The sequence below is a fragment of the Serratia sp. T13T92 genome (assembly GCF_047530105.1).
GTDB classification, from domain to species: domain Bacteria; phylum Pseudomonadota; class Gammaproteobacteria; order Enterobacterales; family Enterobacteriaceae; genus Chania; species Chania fonticola.
In genome coordinates, this window is sequence record NZ_JBLJAK010000065.1 from 1 (window position 1) to 16,736 (window position 16,736).

The 16,736-nt window shown below is 53.1% G+C and carries 21 protein-coding genes; 8 read left to right on the top strand and 13 right to left on the bottom strand.

Annotated elements, in window-relative coordinates; translation table 11 throughout:
• Nucleotides 1–328: 328 nt before the first annotated feature.
• The 7 genes from ACMV5I_RS27630 to ACMV5I_RS27660 form a co-directional block, all read right to left on the bottom strand.
• Entirely contained in the window at nucleotides 329–2,614 is a 2,286-nt protein-coding gene (locus ACMV5I_RS27630; RefSeq protein ID WP_414825770.1) for a phage tail tape measure protein, read from the bottom strand.
• A 57-nt stretch (nucleotides 2,615–2,671) separates the two neighbouring features.
• Nucleotides 2,672–2,974 carry a DUF1799 domain-containing protein gene (locus tag ACMV5I_RS27635; protein ID WP_051372453.1) on the bottom strand — a complete coding sequence of 101 codons (303 nt, stop codon included), beginning with the start codon at nucleotides 2,972–2,974 and terminating at the stop codon, nucleotides 2,672–2,674.
• Entirely contained in the window at nucleotides 2,974–3,324 is a 351-nt protein-coding gene (locus ACMV5I_RS27640) for a phage tail assembly chaperone (protein WP_029711939.1), read from the bottom strand. The genes ACMV5I_RS27635 and ACMV5I_RS27640 overlap by 1 nt, the downstream gene beginning before the upstream one ends.
• Nucleotides 3,325–3,398: 74 nt before the next feature.
• Entirely contained in the window at nucleotides 3,399–4,061 is a 663-nt protein-coding gene (locus ACMV5I_RS27645) for a phage tail protein (protein ID WP_098929981.1), read from the bottom strand.
• Nucleotides 4,062–4,166: 105 nt separating this feature from the next.
• Complete coding sequence (locus ACMV5I_RS27650) at nucleotides 4,167–4,571, bottom strand: phage tail terminator-like protein (RefSeq protein WP_414825771.1); 405 nt, start codon at nucleotides 4,569–4,571, stop codon at nucleotides 4,167–4,169.
• Nucleotides 4,572–4,857: 286 nt separating this feature from the next.
• Complete coding sequence (locus ACMV5I_RS27655) at nucleotides 4,858–5,223, bottom strand: antiterminator Q family protein (RefSeq protein WP_021807641.1); 366 nt, start codon at nucleotides 5,221–5,223, stop codon at nucleotides 4,858–4,860.
• Between the two features lie 218 nt (nucleotides 5,224–5,441).
• A complete protein-coding gene (locus ACMV5I_RS27660; RefSeq protein ID WP_024485121.1) occupies nucleotides 5,442–5,921 on the bottom strand; it encodes a GNAT family N-acetyltransferase in 480 nt (159 codons plus the stop codon).
• Between the two features lie 323 nt (nucleotides 5,922–6,244).
• Between ACMV5I_RS27660 and ACMV5I_RS27665 the strand changes: the two genes are divergently transcribed.
• Both ACMV5I_RS27665 and ACMV5I_RS27670 read left to right on the top strand, forming a co-directional pair.
• Nucleotides 6,245–6,427: a YodC family protein gene (locus tag ACMV5I_RS27665; RefSeq protein ID WP_024485122.1), complete on the top strand. Its 183-nt coding sequence runs from the start codon at nucleotides 6,245–6,247 to the stop codon at nucleotides 6,425–6,427.
• A gap of 105 nt (nucleotides 6,428–6,532) precedes the next feature.
• Nucleotides 6,533–6,946, top strand: a complete 414-nt coding sequence (locus tag ACMV5I_RS27670; protein WP_024485123.1) for a DoxX family protein — start codon at nucleotides 6,533–6,535, stop codon at nucleotides 6,944–6,946.
• Between the two features lie 45 nt (nucleotides 6,947–6,991).
• On the opposite strand, the gene smrA is transcribed toward ACMV5I_RS27670, so the two are convergent.
• Complete coding sequence (gene smrA, locus ACMV5I_RS27675; protein WP_037376550.1) at nucleotides 6,992–7,564, bottom strand: DNA endonuclease SmrA; 573 nt, start codon at nucleotides 7,562–7,564, stop codon at nucleotides 6,992–6,994.
• 177 nt (nucleotides 7,565–7,741) lie between these two features.
• Here smrA and ACMV5I_RS27680 point away from each other — a divergent pair, with 177 nt between their 5' ends.
• Together ACMV5I_RS27680 and ACMV5I_RS27685 are read left to right on the top strand one after the other, a co-directional pair.
• Nucleotides 7,742–8,080 carry an MbeD/MobD family mobilization/exclusion protein gene (locus ACMV5I_RS27680; protein ID WP_024485125.1) on the top strand — a complete coding sequence of 113 codons (339 nt, stop codon included), beginning with the start codon at nucleotides 7,742–7,744 and terminating at the stop codon, nucleotides 8,078–8,080.
• A gap of 46 nt (nucleotides 8,081–8,126) precedes the next feature.
• Complete coding sequence (locus tag ACMV5I_RS27685) at nucleotides 8,127–8,573, top strand: DUF1198 family protein (protein WP_121607627.1); 447 nt, start codon at nucleotides 8,127–8,129, stop codon at nucleotides 8,571–8,573.
• 27 nt (nucleotides 8,574–8,600) lie between these two features.
• Here ACMV5I_RS27685 and ACMV5I_RS27690 read toward each other — a convergent pair whose 3' ends face one another.
• Both ACMV5I_RS27690 and ACMV5I_RS27695 read right to left on the bottom strand, forming a co-directional pair.
• Nucleotides 8,601–8,939: a DUF2002 family protein gene (locus ACMV5I_RS27690; protein ID WP_021178947.1), complete on the bottom strand. Its 339-nt coding sequence runs from the start codon at nucleotides 8,937–8,939 to the stop codon at nucleotides 8,601–8,603.
• A gap of 103 nt (nucleotides 8,940–9,042) precedes the next feature.
• The gene (locus ACMV5I_RS27695; protein WP_414825772.1) at nucleotides 9,043–10,047 is read right to left on the bottom strand and encodes a helix-turn-helix domain-containing protein; all 1,005 of its coding nucleotides are present in this window, start codon (nucleotides 10,045–10,047) and stop codon (nucleotides 9,043–9,045) included.
• A gap of 144 nt (nucleotides 10,048–10,191) precedes the next feature.
• On the opposite strand from ACMV5I_RS27695, the gene ACMV5I_RS27700 reads away from it, so the two are divergent.
• Nucleotides 10,192–11,220 (top strand): alpha/beta hydrolase family protein, encoded by a 1,029-nt coding sequence (locus ACMV5I_RS27700; protein WP_414825773.1) that lies wholly within the window; start codon nucleotides 10,192–10,194, stop codon nucleotides 11,218–11,220.
• Here ACMV5I_RS27700 and ACMV5I_RS27705 read toward each other — a convergent pair.
• Nucleotides 11,180–12,076, bottom strand: coding sequence for a LysR family transcriptional regulator (locus ACMV5I_RS27705; RefSeq protein WP_414825774.1), 897 nt, complete (start codon nucleotides 12,074–12,076; stop codon nucleotides 11,180–11,182). The genes ACMV5I_RS27700 and ACMV5I_RS27705 overlap by 41 nt on opposite strands.
• A 106-nt stretch (nucleotides 12,077–12,182) precedes the next feature.
• Here ACMV5I_RS27705 and ACMV5I_RS27710 point away from each other — a divergent pair, with 106 nt between their 5' ends.
• Nucleotides 12,183–13,562 (top strand): MFS transporter, encoded by a 1,380-nt coding sequence (locus ACMV5I_RS27710; protein WP_121607631.1) that lies wholly within the window; start codon nucleotides 12,183–12,185, stop codon nucleotides 13,560–13,562.
• Complete coding sequence (locus ACMV5I_RS27715; RefSeq protein WP_284122232.1) at nucleotides 13,562–13,942, top strand: DUF4440 domain-containing protein; 381 nt, start codon at nucleotides 13,562–13,564, stop codon at nucleotides 13,940–13,942. Before ACMV5I_RS27710 ends, ACMV5I_RS27715 begins: the two co-directional genes overlap by 1 nt.
• A 192-nt stretch (nucleotides 13,943–14,134) precedes the next feature.
• Here the strand turns inward: ACMV5I_RS27715 and asr are convergent, their stop codons facing one another.
• A complete protein-coding gene (asr, locus tag ACMV5I_RS27720) occupies nucleotides 14,135–14,605 on the bottom strand; it encodes an acid resistance repetitive basic protein Asr (protein ID WP_024530923.1) in 471 nt (156 codons plus the stop codon).
• Between the two features lie 261 nt (nucleotides 14,606–14,866).
• Between asr and ACMV5I_RS27725 the strand changes: the two genes are divergently transcribed.
• Nucleotides 14,867–15,175, top strand: coding sequence for a DUF883 family protein (locus ACMV5I_RS27725; protein ID WP_121607633.1), 309 nt, complete (start codon nucleotides 14,867–14,869; stop codon nucleotides 15,173–15,175).
• A 66-nt stretch (nucleotides 15,176–15,241) separates the two neighbouring features.
• Here ACMV5I_RS27725 and ACMV5I_RS27730 read toward each other — a convergent pair whose 3' ends face one another.
• Nucleotides 15,242–16,684: a PLP-dependent aminotransferase family protein gene (locus tag ACMV5I_RS27730; protein ID WP_414825775.1), complete on the bottom strand. Its 1,443-nt coding sequence runs from the start codon at nucleotides 16,682–16,684 to the stop codon at nucleotides 15,242–15,244.
• Nucleotides 16,685–16,736 lie beyond the last annotated feature (52 nt).

The window sequence follows — 16,736 nt, forward strand, 5'->3', positions numbered from 1 at the left end:
TGTGCGGCGATGCGAAAACTGCTGCAACTGGCCTATGGTGTGGTGAAATCAGGAAAGACATTTAATGCGGAAATACCGCTTGCCGGATAGCCGACAAGACGGTATCTCTCCCACAGGGAGAGGGGACAGTACGTGCCACATATTCGATCATGCATTAGTCTTTCCTATCACCCTTGTTACAGGTTACTTATGTACCTGAACACGGCACCATACCAGCTCCCTCTCCCTGTGGGAGAGGGTTGGGGTGAGGGGAAACAACGATTGAGGAGCAATTAATGAGGCCTGATGCCAGACTGCGGTTGTTACTATTGATGATTGATAAAGAGATTCAGCGGGCCGCTGAGGCATTCCAGATCAGGCCGCCCGGCTTGAGCTCTTTGCCCAAACGTTCGGTGATTGCCTGATTAACGATGCCCTGCACCAGCTTGCCCATGCCGTCACCGGCAGAGGAGCTATTGGCCGCATTCGCCGAGCCGTCATTGTTCATGACCACGGTGCTGTTGACCGTAATGCCGCCCCCCTGCTCTGCCGCCAGGCCGTACATCGGGGCTTTGTTGCCACCCACCAGGCCGCCATCCGCATAGCCGCGCATCATGGCGTAGAGATTACCCACACCGATCCGCTGGGTAGCCTCTTTGGTCATCACGAACTCGCCACGGTGTACCACGCCCGCCTGATCGTATTTACCGCCGTCGCCGGTATAACCACCGCTGGATTTGCCTGTGGCGGCGGGAGTAAAGGCACCACCAATCCAACCCATAGCTTTTTGCATGACAAAAGCCACCAGCAGTTGGTTAATCACCTGGATAATCATTTTAAGGATTGAGGCGGTAAACTCTTGGAAGTTGGCTTTGCCAGTGGTCACCATGCTGGTAAGCATGTCTGATAAACCGCTAAAGGTGGCCTGACCGATATTGGCCATTGAGTCGTACACATTGGTCGCGGAGTCCAGATACTCACTCCAGCCTTTTTGTGCTCCATCAAGCCAACTACCGCGGATTTCGTCCTCAGCTGCATGGAAGTCAGTAAGGGCTTTTAATTGACTTTCATAATCAATCCCTGATGGTTCTCCACCTTTTTGAATCCATTCTTTCTTAAATTGGGACTTGCTTGCATCACGCTGGATAGTTCGATTACTTTTACCAGCGCTATCACGTAAAACCTCCTGCCGTTCCGTCATGTTTTTAATATAGTCAGATGAAGATTGCTTTAGAAGAACTTGTGTATCGTCCTTATGAGACTGATAAGGCTCTATTTTGTTTTCAACTAGCTTTACGTTAGGGATTGAATATACTTTTTCTGTTGGTCTATTTCGAAGTGCCAGTCTCTTCTTATACTCTTCAATTAACTGTTCAAAAGTTGATCTCTGAGCAACATTTTCTGCAGCAGTCGCCGCAGAAACATCGTCTTGCAATGTGGTAACTAACTCAAGAAGCCATACTTTTCCTTCAGCATCTGCTATTATCTTTTCTTTATCCACTATGGGCCGTGAGTAATTACCATAATCTGAATTAGCTGGCGTATCAAAACCGCGAGACATATTCAAACTGCTCTTTATAGAAGAGACTTCCAACCGAGCAGCTTTAAGTTGATCTGACAGGCTATCATCTCGACCGATACCTTTCAGCATATTCCAGAATGAATCCCAACCAGATGTAGCTATACGAACTGCTTTATCTATATACCCTAAATTTTCTACTAATTTATTTGCTCGTTCTTCGAAAGTAATTGCTGTCTTTTGTGCAATTAAGTCGCTAGCTTCTGCAACCTTCCCTTGTTCTTCCAACTGAAGAATATGTTCAAATTCAGCGACAGACAAATAATTATAGGCTTTATTTAATTCATAAGCACTGGTTATCGGATCGGTAAATATTTTCTTATACGCATTGATAGCCTGCTCTGCGGTCTGGCCGGTGGCTTGTTGCAGCGCCAAGACACCTTTTGTTACCCCGTCAATTTGCTCGCCGGAGAATGCACCGGTTCCAACTATTTTTGCTATGGTTTCAGAGGCGGTATCCATACCGCCCCCCAAATCAGCATATTTACGCGCCAAATCCTGTAATTGATCCGAGCTCTTCCCTGCATAATTACCGGTTAGGATTAACTGCCTGTTAAATTCTTCAGACTCTTTTGCACCTTGATAATATGCGGTACCAAGCAATGCGATTGAACCCACAGTTAAAGCAACCGGAGCAGCCATCCTTCCTAATGGAGCAAGTACTTTCTGCACCTGATCATAGGTATCTACTAGCTGTGAACCTTGGTCCAAAGCCTCTTTCCAACCAAAATCTCCAGAGGTAGAGCCAGAAATGGAAGCTGTATTCGAAGCTTGTCCCTGCATCCCTTCCAGCGCTTGCCGGTATTCTTCTATTGCTGCAGTGCTTCTTCTCAAGTTAACGATAAATGCATTGGTACTATCTCCTAGCTGAGACAGTTGTCTACCAATATTGCTATAACGGCTGATCTCCTGCATTCCGCTGCGTAACGTACGATTCAACATTTCGAATCGACTCGTTGACACAGAAATGTTGCTTTGCAAATCAACCAGATCTCTATTAGCTCGCTGCAAATCACTGGCATTAACACGCAGCGTCATAGTTGTAATATCTGCCATGCCTTACTCCTGGCTATAACAATAAAGCCAGCTCAAGGCTGGCATCATCGCAGACGATTATTTTTGGTGGATCACCTTAAGCGCTGCGGTTTCCATAATTCGGATGTCATTTAACACGCTTGCTTCATCCTCCACGGCATAAACCCGCATTAACCAGGGAAGGCAATTGTAATCTAACCCCGTAATACCTCCCATACCGGTACGCCATTGGGTTGCCATCGCTTGAAAAAGTTGGAATGCAGGCTGCATATCCGGCCAAACATCGAGAACGGTTGTTTCATAGTCATCGGGAGATAGACCAAATGCGGCCAGTTCTTCACGGGGCGTTTCCGGAGAATAGAAGGCTTCAGCAAGCGCGATTAGTTTTTTTCTCGTACCGCCATCAGCTCTTTGGTATAAGCCGTAGCGATAGCATCAAAAGCACGTGGATAGTTGTCCAGCAAAGTGATTAGACTTTCCTGATTCAACTCATCGGGTAAAGTCCAAGTGGCGCAGATCTCACGTAAGAAGTCGGCCATCGGTAGATTGCTATAGTTGCCAGAGCTCAACTGCTCTTCGCTGGCCTCACGAAGCGCTTTCTCCAGTTTTTCCAATTCACTGCGCTTTTTGTGTTTGAAAGTAAACGTCAATACCCCATCACTGTCACCTGCGCGAGGAATGCTGACGTCGACTTTAAAGGTTGGATTCGGTGTCAGGTTAAATTCGGTCATGATTATCTCTCTATCGTTAAATAATTCGGCAAAAAAATCGAGCCCGAAAAATATCGGGCTCGCTGATGGACTGTTTAAGCAGTCACTTTATAGAACGTCATATCGCAAGACTGCACCGCCAGCGCCACCTGCACGGTTTCAACCTGGTTAACCGCGGTGGTCGGTTGCGGATCAAAAGCCGGTACCGCAGACCAGTAGCGCAGCTCCTTGGCTTTTGGCACGTGCATGTAGAACGCCAGCGTGACGCCATTGCGATCGGCATCCTGCAGCAGGCTGTAGATTGGCTGGGAAGCATCGTGTGCAAAGGTAAAGGTCTGCGTTTTGGCCGCTTTAAAGGTGGCCAGGTTACGCTGACGATCGTCTTCCAGGAACTGCACCTGCACGTATTGCTGATCGCCGCCAGACTGCGCTACCTCGGTGATCTGAGGAATTTGCGTCCAGCTGGCGATCTTCTGCAAGGAGCCTTTGCCGCCACCGGCCGGGAAGAAGCTCACGTCGGTGGTATTGATGGCACCGATGGTGATACTGGTATCCACTTGGGCAGTGATCTTGGCCACCAGGCTGTCGATCAGGCCCCAACCGGAACGTACCATCACGATGTCACCCACTTTCAGAGTGTGGCCGGTGGCCACGGTAAATACGGCGCCGTTAGCATTGCTGACTGCGGTAGTAACTACGCCTGGTGCTGTTGGCGCGCCAGCAAATACGGTGGCGCCATTTGGTAATGCAAAACCCATGGTAATTCTCCAATTTCAGATATAAAAAAACCGCCGGATGGCGGTATGCTTGGTTTACTTGCTGGAGAGTTCCCTCCCAGCGATGTTTACTACACTATTGTGGCATTAATACCCGGCCCAATAACCGATGGTGACCGGCAGGGTATATAGTTCATCTTTGGCAATCGCTGGCAGGATATTACCGCCAGCATTGACATAACAGTTAAAAGCATCGTCCGCCAGCACCAATCCCCGGGGGAATAATGAGATAATCTCCTCCGCCAGTTGATAGCCAGTTTTCGCGCCGGTCCCTTTCTTCATTACAATATTAACCTGATAATTCCCGCTGTAGGTCTGCACCTCTTGGGAAATACCTAACGCCACCGCAGGCTCCGGAGCAATAAACGGTTCCAGATGAAGATCGTCATCCGCCGTAAACGTCACATTAGCCAAGGTGTATTTAATATTGTTCTCTTCAGCCCAGGCCATTAACCTGGACTCAAACAAATCATTGATACGCAAGGTGCTCATGGCGCCTCCTGGTTTAACCATATTGATAAGAGTGCATCACCTTGGATTAAACCAGTAATAGCACTCTAGCTGATATAATTCGTAGCGAGAAGTTTATTTTAAAAAATATTTTTATCAACTGCGATAACGCAACAACCACGCTATCAATTTACTAGATAAAACTCGTAGCGAATAGATTTTTATTAAATTATTTTTCGCCATTTATTTAAAATAACAAAACCACCCCGCATTGCGGGGTTGTAATTACTTCAATTTAAAAAACCTTTTTTTTATTATCGGTAATAGTTTATCTATCCATTTCCAAACGAATATTCTGGCTGACCAGACAACCCTCGATAAAACTTTCTGCCACCTGCATCTGTTGCCTTACCCGGCCTTCCGAACATTTCCAGCCGCGAGCGATGGCGGACTTCGATTGCCCGTAAACGTAGTAACGCAAGATCAGTTCCAGCTCCTCCGGCTGACGTAGGGCCTGCAGGTGAGCAACGGCGCGATCCACCACCAAGCCGTCCTCGTCACAGCAAGAGGCCTGCTGTTTGCTACTGCCCGGCAGCAACCCTTTAAAACCGGCGGCGATATGCGAATATCCCAGAGAAGAGCTTTCTCTTGCCCACACGCCCCAACGCCCCAAAACCTGTTGAATGTCCCGCATAAGACCTCCTTATTTTTATTGGCTCTAGTGTAACCAGGCGAGGCAAAGCCGCCCATCGATGGGTGTTGTAGGAAACCTCACAGGACAAAACAGGGGGAAAAACGAGCAGAAAATGACGGTATTGGTGCAGCACTATCGCGGGAGGATAGCGCCAATAGTGGAAAAAAGCATTAAATCTCAACCTTCGGAGGAGATGCCTCCCCCGAAGCGGGCGCAGATCAAGACATGGCAAACTGCTCGAGTACTTTACCTTCCATACGATAGCGTACCCATTCATCTTGCGCAGCCGCACCAATGCTGAGATAGAAATCAATCGCTGGCTGATTCCAGTCCAGCACGCTCCATTCCAGGCGTCCGCAACGACGTTCGCAAGCAAGCTGAGCGATATGGCGCAGCAAGGCTTTGCCCGTTCCCGCCCCACGGAACTTGGGAGTGATATACAAATCTTCCAGGTAGATGCCGTTCTTACCCAGCCAGGTCGAGTAGCTCATAAAGAACACCGCATAGCCTGCTGGCTCGCCGTTGACACTGCAAATCAGCGCCTCTGCACAGGCGTTGGGGCCAAACAGGCTTTCTTCGATCTCTGCCTGGTTGGTGCGCACCTCATCACGAGCCTTTTCGTACACGGCCAGCTCGATGATCATATCCAGAATTAGCTTGGCATCGGCTTTCACCGCCGGGCGGATTTCAATTGTCATGATGTTCCCTAAATAGAGTGATTTTCCTGCTGTCAGCATAATACTTAACCAATTCAGGCACAAACGGCAATTCACCTCGTATCTGGACGGGCGCAGCAGAGGGTTCGTCCCGAGCTAAGCCATTGATGATCTGAACGGGCGCAGCATGCAGCGCCCCTACGCAATGTGGCAATGGAGCAATGTTTGGTGATAGGGGGCGTTCTGAGTTAGCCCATTGATAATCTGGATAAGCGCAGCATATGTGGCGGCTGAGAGATGTTTATAGAGGAATGCCTGCGGTCTCCTATACTCAGTTTTCCCCCTAACAGATCTGGAGAAACGATATGTCATTTAACGTGGGTGATTTTGTGCAGCGTAAAACCGGTGGGCCAAAAATGACCGTTATCGAAGAGGATGGAGAGGCGTTGGTATGCAGTTGGGTCGAACTGGGGGTCGAGCAACGCACCGAGGTACAGGCCAATGAAGTGAACCCCTATCACGAAGACGACGACTTCGGCGTCTGCTGATATTCCGTGAACTCTCTCATGCCTTCTCGCTAGATAAAATGTGAAGTTGATCTAGTATTTACCAGGTACAGCAACCTATTTTGGGTAGTGGTTAAGGGGTTCACAATGAGCGAAAGTTTAAAAGACGGCACCATTCTGTTGGCCAGAATTTTGCTGATGATCCTGTTTCTGATTTTCGGTTGGATGAAGCTGACCAACTTTGGTGCCACGGTCACGGCAATGGAGGGCTACGGCACGCCGATGCCCTACCTGGCCGCGGTTGTCGCCGTGGTGGTGGAGTTCATTTTCGGTATCTTCATCGTGCTGGGGGCCTTCACCCGGCCGATAGCCATCATTTATGCACTCTATGTGCTGGGAACCGCCTTTATCGGCCACCCATTCTGGCGTTTTAGCGGGGCAGAAATGATCGGCAACGAGATCAACTTCTTTAAAAACATCAGTATTATCGCTGGCCTGCTGCTGCTTGCCGTCACAGGTGCTGGCCGTTACTCTCTGGATTATAAGTGGTTTAACCGCTAACGTTCCCTCTATGGCGGCGCTCCCCTGCGCCGCCATGCTCACACCTTAACGGCTATGTTTGGCATGGCGTTCGAAGTTATCCGCCTTGGCTGCGGCAGACTTGCGTAAGGTGACGTAGCACGCCCCCTCACCTCCATCACGTGGCAGTGCCCGGCAAAACGCCTGCACCTGTTCAAACTGCCCCAGCCATTTGGCCAGGTAGCTGCGGATGATGTTCGGATGGCTTTGATCTGTGCGCCCACGGCCATGCACAATCAACAACGAACGCAGGCTGTCTTTCTCCGCCTGGATGATAAAGCGGAACAGCGCCTGGCGGCAGTTCTCGACCGGTTGGCGCAGCAGATTGAGGCTGACCTGTGGCGGATAGTGGCCGTGACGCAGCTTATCTAGCACCCCTTGCTGAATACCTTCTCCCTTATATTCCAACGGGGTATCGCAGGGAATAATGTCCAGAAAGCCAGTACTGAGGAAATTCTCCAACTGTAACGCCTGAGCTTCCCGGCGAGCACGTTTATCGACGGGATCCTGCGCCTTGAGATACAGCGTGGATTGCCCCGCGGATAACGGCCTCACATCGGCCATCGCCTGGGCAAAAAAATCGTTCTCTTCGTTGCTCATTTCACATCACTCTCGGGAGATTTCACCCACCGGCGGGCCGTTGTTTTTAGGGAGAATGGGATGATTGTAAGACGCCTTGCCAGAGTTGCAAGCGAGGAATTGACGGCAACGGGTGAGGTTATGAGCGCTTTTCGTTATACTGCAGGCCATTATTGAGTGCCGCAAAGGATCCAACCCATGAATATGCGCGAGCTGGAAATCCAGTTTCAGAATGCAATGAATGAGTTACAAGCCAGCTTCGAACAGCAGCACCGTGAATGGCAACAAAGCTACCAGGCTCTGCAACAACAGCTGGCCGAAGCGCAACGGCGTGAAACCGCGCTGCGCATGCAGAATGAACAACTGGTCAACAAACTAAGCACCGCCAGTTCGGTGCCGGAACAGCATGCCCTGGTCAAGCAGATCAAAATGCTGGGTGCCCATTTGGATGCGCTGGCACAAGATGCCGCGACCTTTAATCGCCATGTCCATAATAAACAACGGGCCGCAGACAATTTCAGCGGCGAGCAACACTGACAATTTCAGGCGCGTATGCTGCGCACCAAGACGGTAAAAATCATACATGACGTGGATCATCATCGCCGCCCTGATCGTAGTTTTCATTATTGGCTATCGTGTCCTGACTTCCGACACCCGCAAGGCGATAGATTCACTGGCGCATTTGCTGAAAGTAAAGCCGATGCTGGTGGAGTCCATGCTGCAGGAGATGGGCAGCCGCCACAGCCAAAGCTTTATCCGCATGTTGAACAACGGCTATACCGAAGAGATGCATCAGGCCGCCTATATGCTGTTTATCTACCTGACGTTTATCAAGCAGGCGGACGATGAGCAGATTGGCCTGTGGCGGGAAACGCTGCTGCGCGCCGGGCTGTCGCCGGAACTGCACGCCGAGCACACCGAGGCGGCGCTGTTTTACTTTGCCGAACTGGATCTGGATGCGTTTGAACTGGCGCAGTTCCGCCGGGCCTACAATGAACGTTATAACCGGGAAGCGCTGACCAACTGGTGAAGCTTTCCCCCGGCAACGGGGGAGAGTTTAAAGGAACATGCTGTAGAGATAGCGCGAGAGCGCATCGCGGGAGCTGAAACCGTGAGGAATGCCGTAACGCGTGTTGGGCGTATCACCGCTTAAATCCAGAGGAAACTCGAGATACTGCTCGCTGTTTCGCATCAACGAGGTCGGCGTAGCAAAATGGAGGCTCTTCTCTTTCAACGCCGGGTGGATCACCAACGCCATTCTGCCCATTCGCGCTTCCCGATTCACATACACGTAGTGCTCGCCCTTGCGAAAACCGTAGGTCTGATCGGTGACATAATCACGCTCAAAACCGGTACTCTCTAACACCTTAGCCACTTCATCCGGCCGTAAATACATCTATTTCTCCTCTCAGTTCTGGGTAGCTTTGCGACCTTACCGTAATCAGGAGATGAAACAATTAATTTATCCGTACTCATTCTGGTTTAGGAATAATCTGCAGCTATAGACCACCCGCCTGTTGCCTACGCCATTCGCTGGGGCTCATCCCCTGAACCCGCAGAAACTCACGGTTAAAGTTGGATTTGGTGCTGAAACCGGCCTCCAGCATAATCTCGGTCACCGGGCGATCGCTGCTGCTCAACCACTGCGCCGCTTGCTGAATGCGTAATTGATTCACGTATTGGGATACGTTCATCCCCGCCTGCTGGTTAATCGCCTGGGAGACCTTACGTGCCGGTATGCCCACCTTGCGCGCTAACCGGGCCAGGTTCAGCGCCGGTTCCAGATAGAGATCGTCCTGGCGTAGCCGCTGGTTGATCAGCTCAAAGCAGTGCTCGTCATCCTCTGTTAGCGCCTCGGTTTTCGCTGGTGGCAAGGTCTGCTCTTCGGGTTCCGGCTGTTGGCGCTCACGGCCAAGCACTAAACCTACCCCCAGGACCATCATCACATTGCCAAAGGCCGCCAGTGCACCAGCATGCCTACCGGCTAAAAGCGAATAATCCAGGGTGATCGCCAACTCGGTCAGGCCGCAGACGATCAGCAGGCCGCCTAATCCGCACCATAAGCGATAGCTCAGCCAACTGTCCGCCAGTGCCACCTGCTGCAAAGCATTCTCGCCGCGCCGCAGGTACAGCAAAATAGCCGCGCCGTAACCGAGATAGCCAATAACGATCAGCCCATCCAGCGCCGCCAATGCGCGCCACTGCACCAATATCACCAGCAGCGGGAACGTCAGATGCCCAACGACGCGCCACCCGATCGGCCCACGGGCTTGTAACATCAGCACCAGATAACACAATGGCGGGATCAGGGCGGCCCCCAGCGGCTGCAAAATAGCGACCCAAGGTTGCTGATAGCCAAAACGTATCCCCACCAGCAGGCTTTGCCAGGCGCAGATCAACAGCAACAGCTGTAGCAACCAACGGTGTGGCCGTGGCCAACCCAGGCGCACGATCAACGCCAGGCACAACAGGCTGAAGAGAAAAGACAGCGGGATAAGCGGCATGTTACCTCTGTGGTTATTCGGGAACGCCCCAGTGTAGAGACCATAATCAGCTAAAACAATCGCTTAACGACCTGGATCGCGATCTAGGTCGCGCCAGGATAACGCGGATGCCATGGTTTGGTTTTCCCCTTTAAAGGAGCAATTATGAAAAAGTTCTGGATCCTGTGTCTGCTGTTTAGCAGTGTCGCCACCGCCGCGCCCTGGCAGGTTGCTAGCCGCCTGCAAACGTTTTATAACGGCGATCGCCCATTGGTCACCCGCATCTATTACCCCACAAACGCTCAAGGCCAACTGCAACAGGTCGGTGGCAGGCCGGTATTTGCAGGCATCCCTGCTCTGCCAGACGCCCCGCCAGCAACCGGACATTTTCCACTGATGATCATCAGCCACGGCAGCGGTGGCAACAATAGCAGCCAAGCCTGGCTGGCGAGGGCGTTGGTAAAACAAGGAATGATCGTGGTTGCAGCCAATCATCCGGGCAGTACCAGCGGTGATTCCATCCCGGCAAAATCGCTCGAGCTGTGGCAACAAACGCGCGATATCTCGGCGCTGATCGATGCCATGCTCAAGGATGGCACATGGCAGCCGCGGCTTAACACACAGGTCATTGGCGTGGCGGGGCATTCCAAAGGGGGTTACAGCGCCATTTCTGCGATTGGTGGCCGAGTCGCGTTAAAGGATTTTATCGCCGGCTGCCAACACCAACCACGCTCGCCTAACTGCCTGTTTTATGACGGTGTTAACAAGAACAATATCTCTGCCACCCAGTTTGACGCTAATTACACCGATGCCCGCATCCGCTTCGCCATCGCCTTGGACCCAGGCATGGTGCCCTATCTGCAACCGGCCAGCCTGCGCCAAATCAGCGCGCCGCTACTGGTCATCGCCGCGCAACATTTTATGCCAGGTAACGATCCGGAAAGTCTGGGAGCTGAGTCGCTAGCAACGCACAGCGGGCAGCAGCCAATCAAGGCCGTCGTTTTGCCGGGCAGCAATCACTTCGATTTCTTACAGCTTTGTACGCCAGCCGCCCCGGAGATATTAGCGGAGGAAGGGGAAACCTTTATCTGTGGGTCTTCTCCTGCTGAACGTGAACATGCCCACCAGCAAACCATCGCTGCCGTGCTGGCTTTTATTCAGCCGTGGCTATCCGCGCCCGCAGGAAATCGATAAACGCCCGGACCTTCTCCGGTACATGGCGCGTGTTGGGATAGAGTGCATAAATGCTCTGTGCCGGAAACTGGTGATCTGGCAGCAGGTGGCACAATTGCCCGTTAGCAATAACGGGCCGAACCAGCCATTCCGGCAGCAGGGCCACACCCGCCCCCTGTAACGCGAAAGTCAGCAACGCAGTGGCACTATCGGCCATCAGCCTGGCGTCATCTTCCACTTTGAATAACACCGCCTGACGTTCAGGGGTGAGTACTTGCCAACTCAGCGGCGAAGGGAGACGGCTGTGGGCCAGCCAGGCAGCCTGAGCCAGTTGGGGCAGTGACGCGATCGGCTGCTGTGCCAGATAGGCCGGTGCAGCCACCGGTAAGATAGCGAAATTATCGATCAGCGCCGCATGATGATTGGAGTCCGCCAGTTGACCCAGGCGGATAGCCACGTCAAACCGCTCGGAAATCAAATCCGCATGGTAAGAAGAAGAAACGTGCTGAATGCGTAAGCGCGGGTGCAACTGCGCGAAGGCGGCCAAGGCCGGAACCACCACCTGCGCACCATATTCCGGCGTGCTGGTGATGCGCAGAATGCCACTCAAGCCATGATGATCGCGGCGCACATCGTCGAGCAGGTATTCCACATCCTGTAATAACCGTTGGCAACGCGGGTAAAAGCGCTCGCCAGCATCGGTGAGTGACAGCCGCCGCGTACTGCGCACCAGCAATGAAACGCCTAGCTCACTTTCCAACTGCTTGATATTAAAACTGACCACCGCCTTGGTTTGCCCCAGCGCATCCGCCGCAGCGGTAAAACTGCCGGTGTCGACCACCGCCACAAACATCGCTAACCTGGCTAAATTGAGCATCTTTCACCCACCAACTGTCAAAATATTTTTGACAGTGTAATCGCCCAGCGCCGATTTATCAGCCCTTTCCCGCCCGCTACACTGCACGCCTTCAACCGGAGGCTTCATGGCTTATCGCACTAAAGTGGCAATCGTCTATCTGCTCGGATTCTTTGTCGATCTGATCAACATGTTTATCGCCAACGTCGCCTACCCAGCGATCGGCCATGCTTTGCAGGCCAGCATCAGCCAACTGGCCTGGATCAGCAATGGTTACCTGCTTGGCCTGACGCTGGTGATCCCGCTCAGCGCCTGGCTAGCGCAACGTATTGGCGGGCGGCAGGTTTTTTTACTGTCGTTGGTGCTGTTTATGCTGGCAACCACGGCGGCAGGCCGCGCTGGCTCGATCGAAGCACTGATCGGCTGGCGGGTGATACAAGGTATGGGCGGAGGGTTGCTGATCCCGATTGGCCAAACGCTCACCTATCAGCTGTTTCGCAGCCATGAACGCGCCGGGCTTTCTGCCGCCATCATGCTGGTGGGGCTGCTGGCTCCAGCGCTCTCCCCGGCATTGGGTGGCCTGATTGTCGATCATCTTGACTGGCGCTGGGTATTTTTCAGCAATCTGCCACTGGCGGCACTGGCCTTGTTGTTGGCTATTTTTTGGCTGCGTAACGAGCCTGCGGCCAGCGAGGTTAAACGGCTGGACGTCACCGGGCTGATTAGCGCCTGCCTGGCACTCACCTTGATCCTGCTTGGCCTGACCCGTCTGAGCGAACCCCATTTGCTGTTGCAAGGCGCAATCTTGCTGTTCGCTGGGCTGTTGGTGTTTGCTTACTACCTGCGGCACAGCCTGCGCCATCCACACCCACTGCTGAACCTGCGGCTGGTATTGGATCCGCAGTTACGCATCGCCATGATCGTCTACCAGTGCATCCCTGGTCTGTTCATTGGCGTCAGTCTGGTGGCTATGCTGTATCTGCAAAACCAGCTGGGTATGTCGGCCACTCAGGTTGGCGGGCTGATGGTTCCCTGGTCACTGGCCTCTTTCGCCGCCATCACCCTGACCGGCAAGGTTTTCAACCGTTGCGGCCCGCGCCCGCTGTTTATTGCCGGTTGTGCTTTGCAAGGGCTGGGGATGCTGGCCTTATCGCAGATCGGCGATGCCGGGCAGCATAGCTGGCAAATCTTTGCGTTTGCCTTGATGGGGCTGGGTGGCAGCCTGTGTAGCAGCACGGCACAAAGCTGCGCCTTTCTCACCGTTGCCGACACCCAGTTGGCCGATGCCAGCGCGTTATGGAATATCAACCGCCAGTTGAGCTTTTGCTTTGGCGTTACTCTGCTCAGCCTGTTGCTCAATCTGTTGCTCGGCCATTTGGAACCGATCGTGGCCTATCGTTACTGTTTTTATCTCGCCGCAGCCAGTACGCTGTTCCCGATGCTGCTGTGCCTGCGTATTACCAACCGCGCCATCGTGCGCCATCTCAACGCTGAACAGGGATCCTGATGAATCGTTATTTTACCGAAGTGATTGACGCCCATGTGGCTATCGCCGACTGGCTGGGAAAAGGGGCTGGGGAACTGCAACCGCTCTTGGCACGGTTTCACGCAGATTTTTGCATGATTGCCCTAAACGGCAGCAAGCTGGGGTCCAACGAACTGGGGGGATTTTTCCAGGCGCATCGGGCTGCAAAGCCGGGGCTGGAGATTGTGATCGAAGAAATGAAGATGGTCGCAGAATGGGCAACGGGGGCCGTAGTCAACTATCGCGAGAAGCAAACGCTGCCAGGCCAACCTGCGACCCTGCGTTATTCTACCGTGGTCTTTACCCAGACCGCCGACGGGCTACGCTGGCTGCACCTGCACGAAACGCCTATAGGGCAATAATTACAGGAAGCTGCTGGCCAGGAACAATTGCCAGGCAACCACCAGACCACATAGCGTGACGGCGCTGAAGATCACTTCAAACAGGTAGCGGTTCATCATGATGACCTCACCTCAAAAGAAGACACCCGGAAAACCGGGTGTCAGAGTATTCAGCAGAGGATGCGGAACCTTTGACGGCTCCGCTATCTTCACTTATTTAGCAGCAGGAGCAGCGGCTTTCTTGCTTGATTTGTGGTGTTTTTTAGCAGCCTGGGCTTTCTGAGCTGGTTTAGCTGCGGCTTTGTGGTGCTTTTTAGCAGCCTGAGCTTTCTGAGCTACTGGAGCTTTGGTAGCGGCAGCTTTGTGGTGTTTTTTAGCGGCCTGAGCTTTTTGAGCTGGTTTGGTGGCGGCTTTGTGATGCTTTTTGGCAGCCTGAGCTTTCTGAGCTACTGGCGCTTTTTTGCTGTGCTTTTTAGCGGCCTGAGCTTTCTGCTCTGGTGCTTTTTTGGTGGCTTTCTTGTGCTCTTTCTTGTGGTGAGTCGCTTTAGCTGGAGCTTTCTCAGCCGCAGGAGCCGCAGTTGTAGGAGCCGCAGTGGGTGCCGGTGCAGCCGCAGTATCAGCAGCGAAAGCAACAGAAGACAGGCCCATGGTGGCAGCAACGATCAGCGCTAATACTTTTTTCATCTTTAAATCCTCAGATTGTGTTTTTCGGTAAGCCCGGTTGGGCCGTTGAAGAGATAATAGAGGAATCAATTCGCCGCTTCCGTGAGTGATTGGTTTCGCTGAGTAACCAAATGTACAGAGCCTGTAGCCAGGCCCTCAGGCTGGGATAAAGCCAAAAAAAAGCCTAGTTATTCGCGGGGATAGCCATTAATTTTCGTGATCGCCAGCACACTTTCCAAAATGGTCTACACTTAAAGGACATGTGTCGTAACGGAGAGTCGAATGTTTAACAAGACAGATAAAGTAGAACGAGACATCGATCAGGACGTGAACCTGCTGGCCGATACGCTGGATGAAGTATTACGCGACTCCAGCAGCAAGACCAAAGAAGAACTGCATGAACTGCACAACAAGGCAAAAGGGATATTACGCGATGCCCGTGCACGCTTCAGCGGTTCAAGCAGCCTGACACAACATGCTCGCGACGTAGTTGGCAATGCCGATAGCTATGTACGAGACAAACCTTGGCAGGGCGTAGGCATCGGTGCCGCTGTTGGTATCGTGCTCGGCGTCTTGCTTGCACGGCGTTAACCCATGTAGCTGGTTTTAACCATAAAAACAGATGTGCGTCTGGCCCACGGTTTTCCGTGGGCCGCTTTATTTTCCGCTCTCAATAATTGCCGCCAGCCGGTCCACCGCGCGCTCTGCTTCGCTATAGCTGGTAAAGTTACCAAAGCCCATCAATAAGCCATTATCGGCAGGCGAAGACATCTGCCAATCCGACAATGCCTGTATCGACAACCCTTGTTGCCAGGCTCTCTTGGCCAGCTCACTGTCATTGAGCCCTGCCTTCAAATGAGCCAACATCTGGATGCCCCCGGCCTGTGGTGCCACCGTCAAATAGTCTGCAAGCCGCTGTGTCAGGGCCTGCACCAACCATGCGCGCCGCTGGCGATACAGCAACCGCATGCGCTTTAGATGGCGGTAAAAATGCCCGCCGTTGATAAAATCGGCCACTCCGGCTTGCAGTAACGGTGGGCAACCACAGCCTCGCAGCTGACTACAGCGCTCAAAAGCCGCCGTCTGCTCTGCGGGCACCACCAGATAGGCCATGCGTAACGCCGGAAACAGAGTTTTGCTGAAGGTCCCGGCGTACAGCACCCGCCCCTGACGGTCGAGGCTTTTTAGCGGCGGCAAGGGTTTGCCGTAGTAGCGGCATTCGCTGTCGTAATCGTCTTCGATGATCCAGGCCGAGTGACGGGTTGCCCAATCCAGCAGCGCCATACGCCTGGCCAGGCTGAGGGTAACGCCCAGCGGGCTTTGGTGAGTCGGCGTCAGCACCGCCATGCGGGCGTCTGGCCGGGTGGCAATACCGGCGTCAATATTCATCCCTTCTTCATCAACCGGCACTGGGACAATTTGCATTCCGGCGGCGCTAAACAGCGGCTGGGTAACCGGATAACCTGGGTCTTCCAGCCAGACCGCCTCTCCCGGTTTCAACAGCGCGTTGATCACCAGCTCTATCAAAGCCTGATAACCCGCGCAGATAAATACCTGTTCCGGGCGGCAAACAATGCCACGAGAAAGGTGCAGGTAATGGACGATTGCCTCGCGCAGTTCCGGCAGGCCATTAGGGGGTGGGTGTGCCAGTGAGGCCATAGTGGTGCCACGCAGCTGTCGGGCAACGATGCGCTGCCATACCGCCCGTGGGAAGGCATCCAGCGCGGGCAGGCCAAGCTGGAAGGGTTGCGTCGGCCCGGCGGGATGAGACTGAAATGCGGAAGGTGCCGGAGTCGCCAAAGGGGGAGCCGCTGACAGCTCGGCGCGCTCAGGCATTTTCAGCAACTGGGAGGAGACATAGGTTCCTGCCTGGCCCCGGCTTTGCAGAAAACCTTCGGCCACCAGCGCAGCGTAGGCATTCTCAACCGTCGCACGTGCTACCCCCAGATCGCTAGCCAAGCCGCGTACCGAAGGTAAACGGCTGTTGGCCACCAGGGTGCCCTGCACAATAGCGTCTTTAATCCGCAGATAGATCTGTCGGTATAGAGGCTCGGCCTGTTGGTGATCCAGGCATAAGGAAGCAAAAATATGGCGTGTCATGGCTTAATCCCCCTCACCCTAACCCTCTCCCACAGGGAGCTGTCTCTTATAC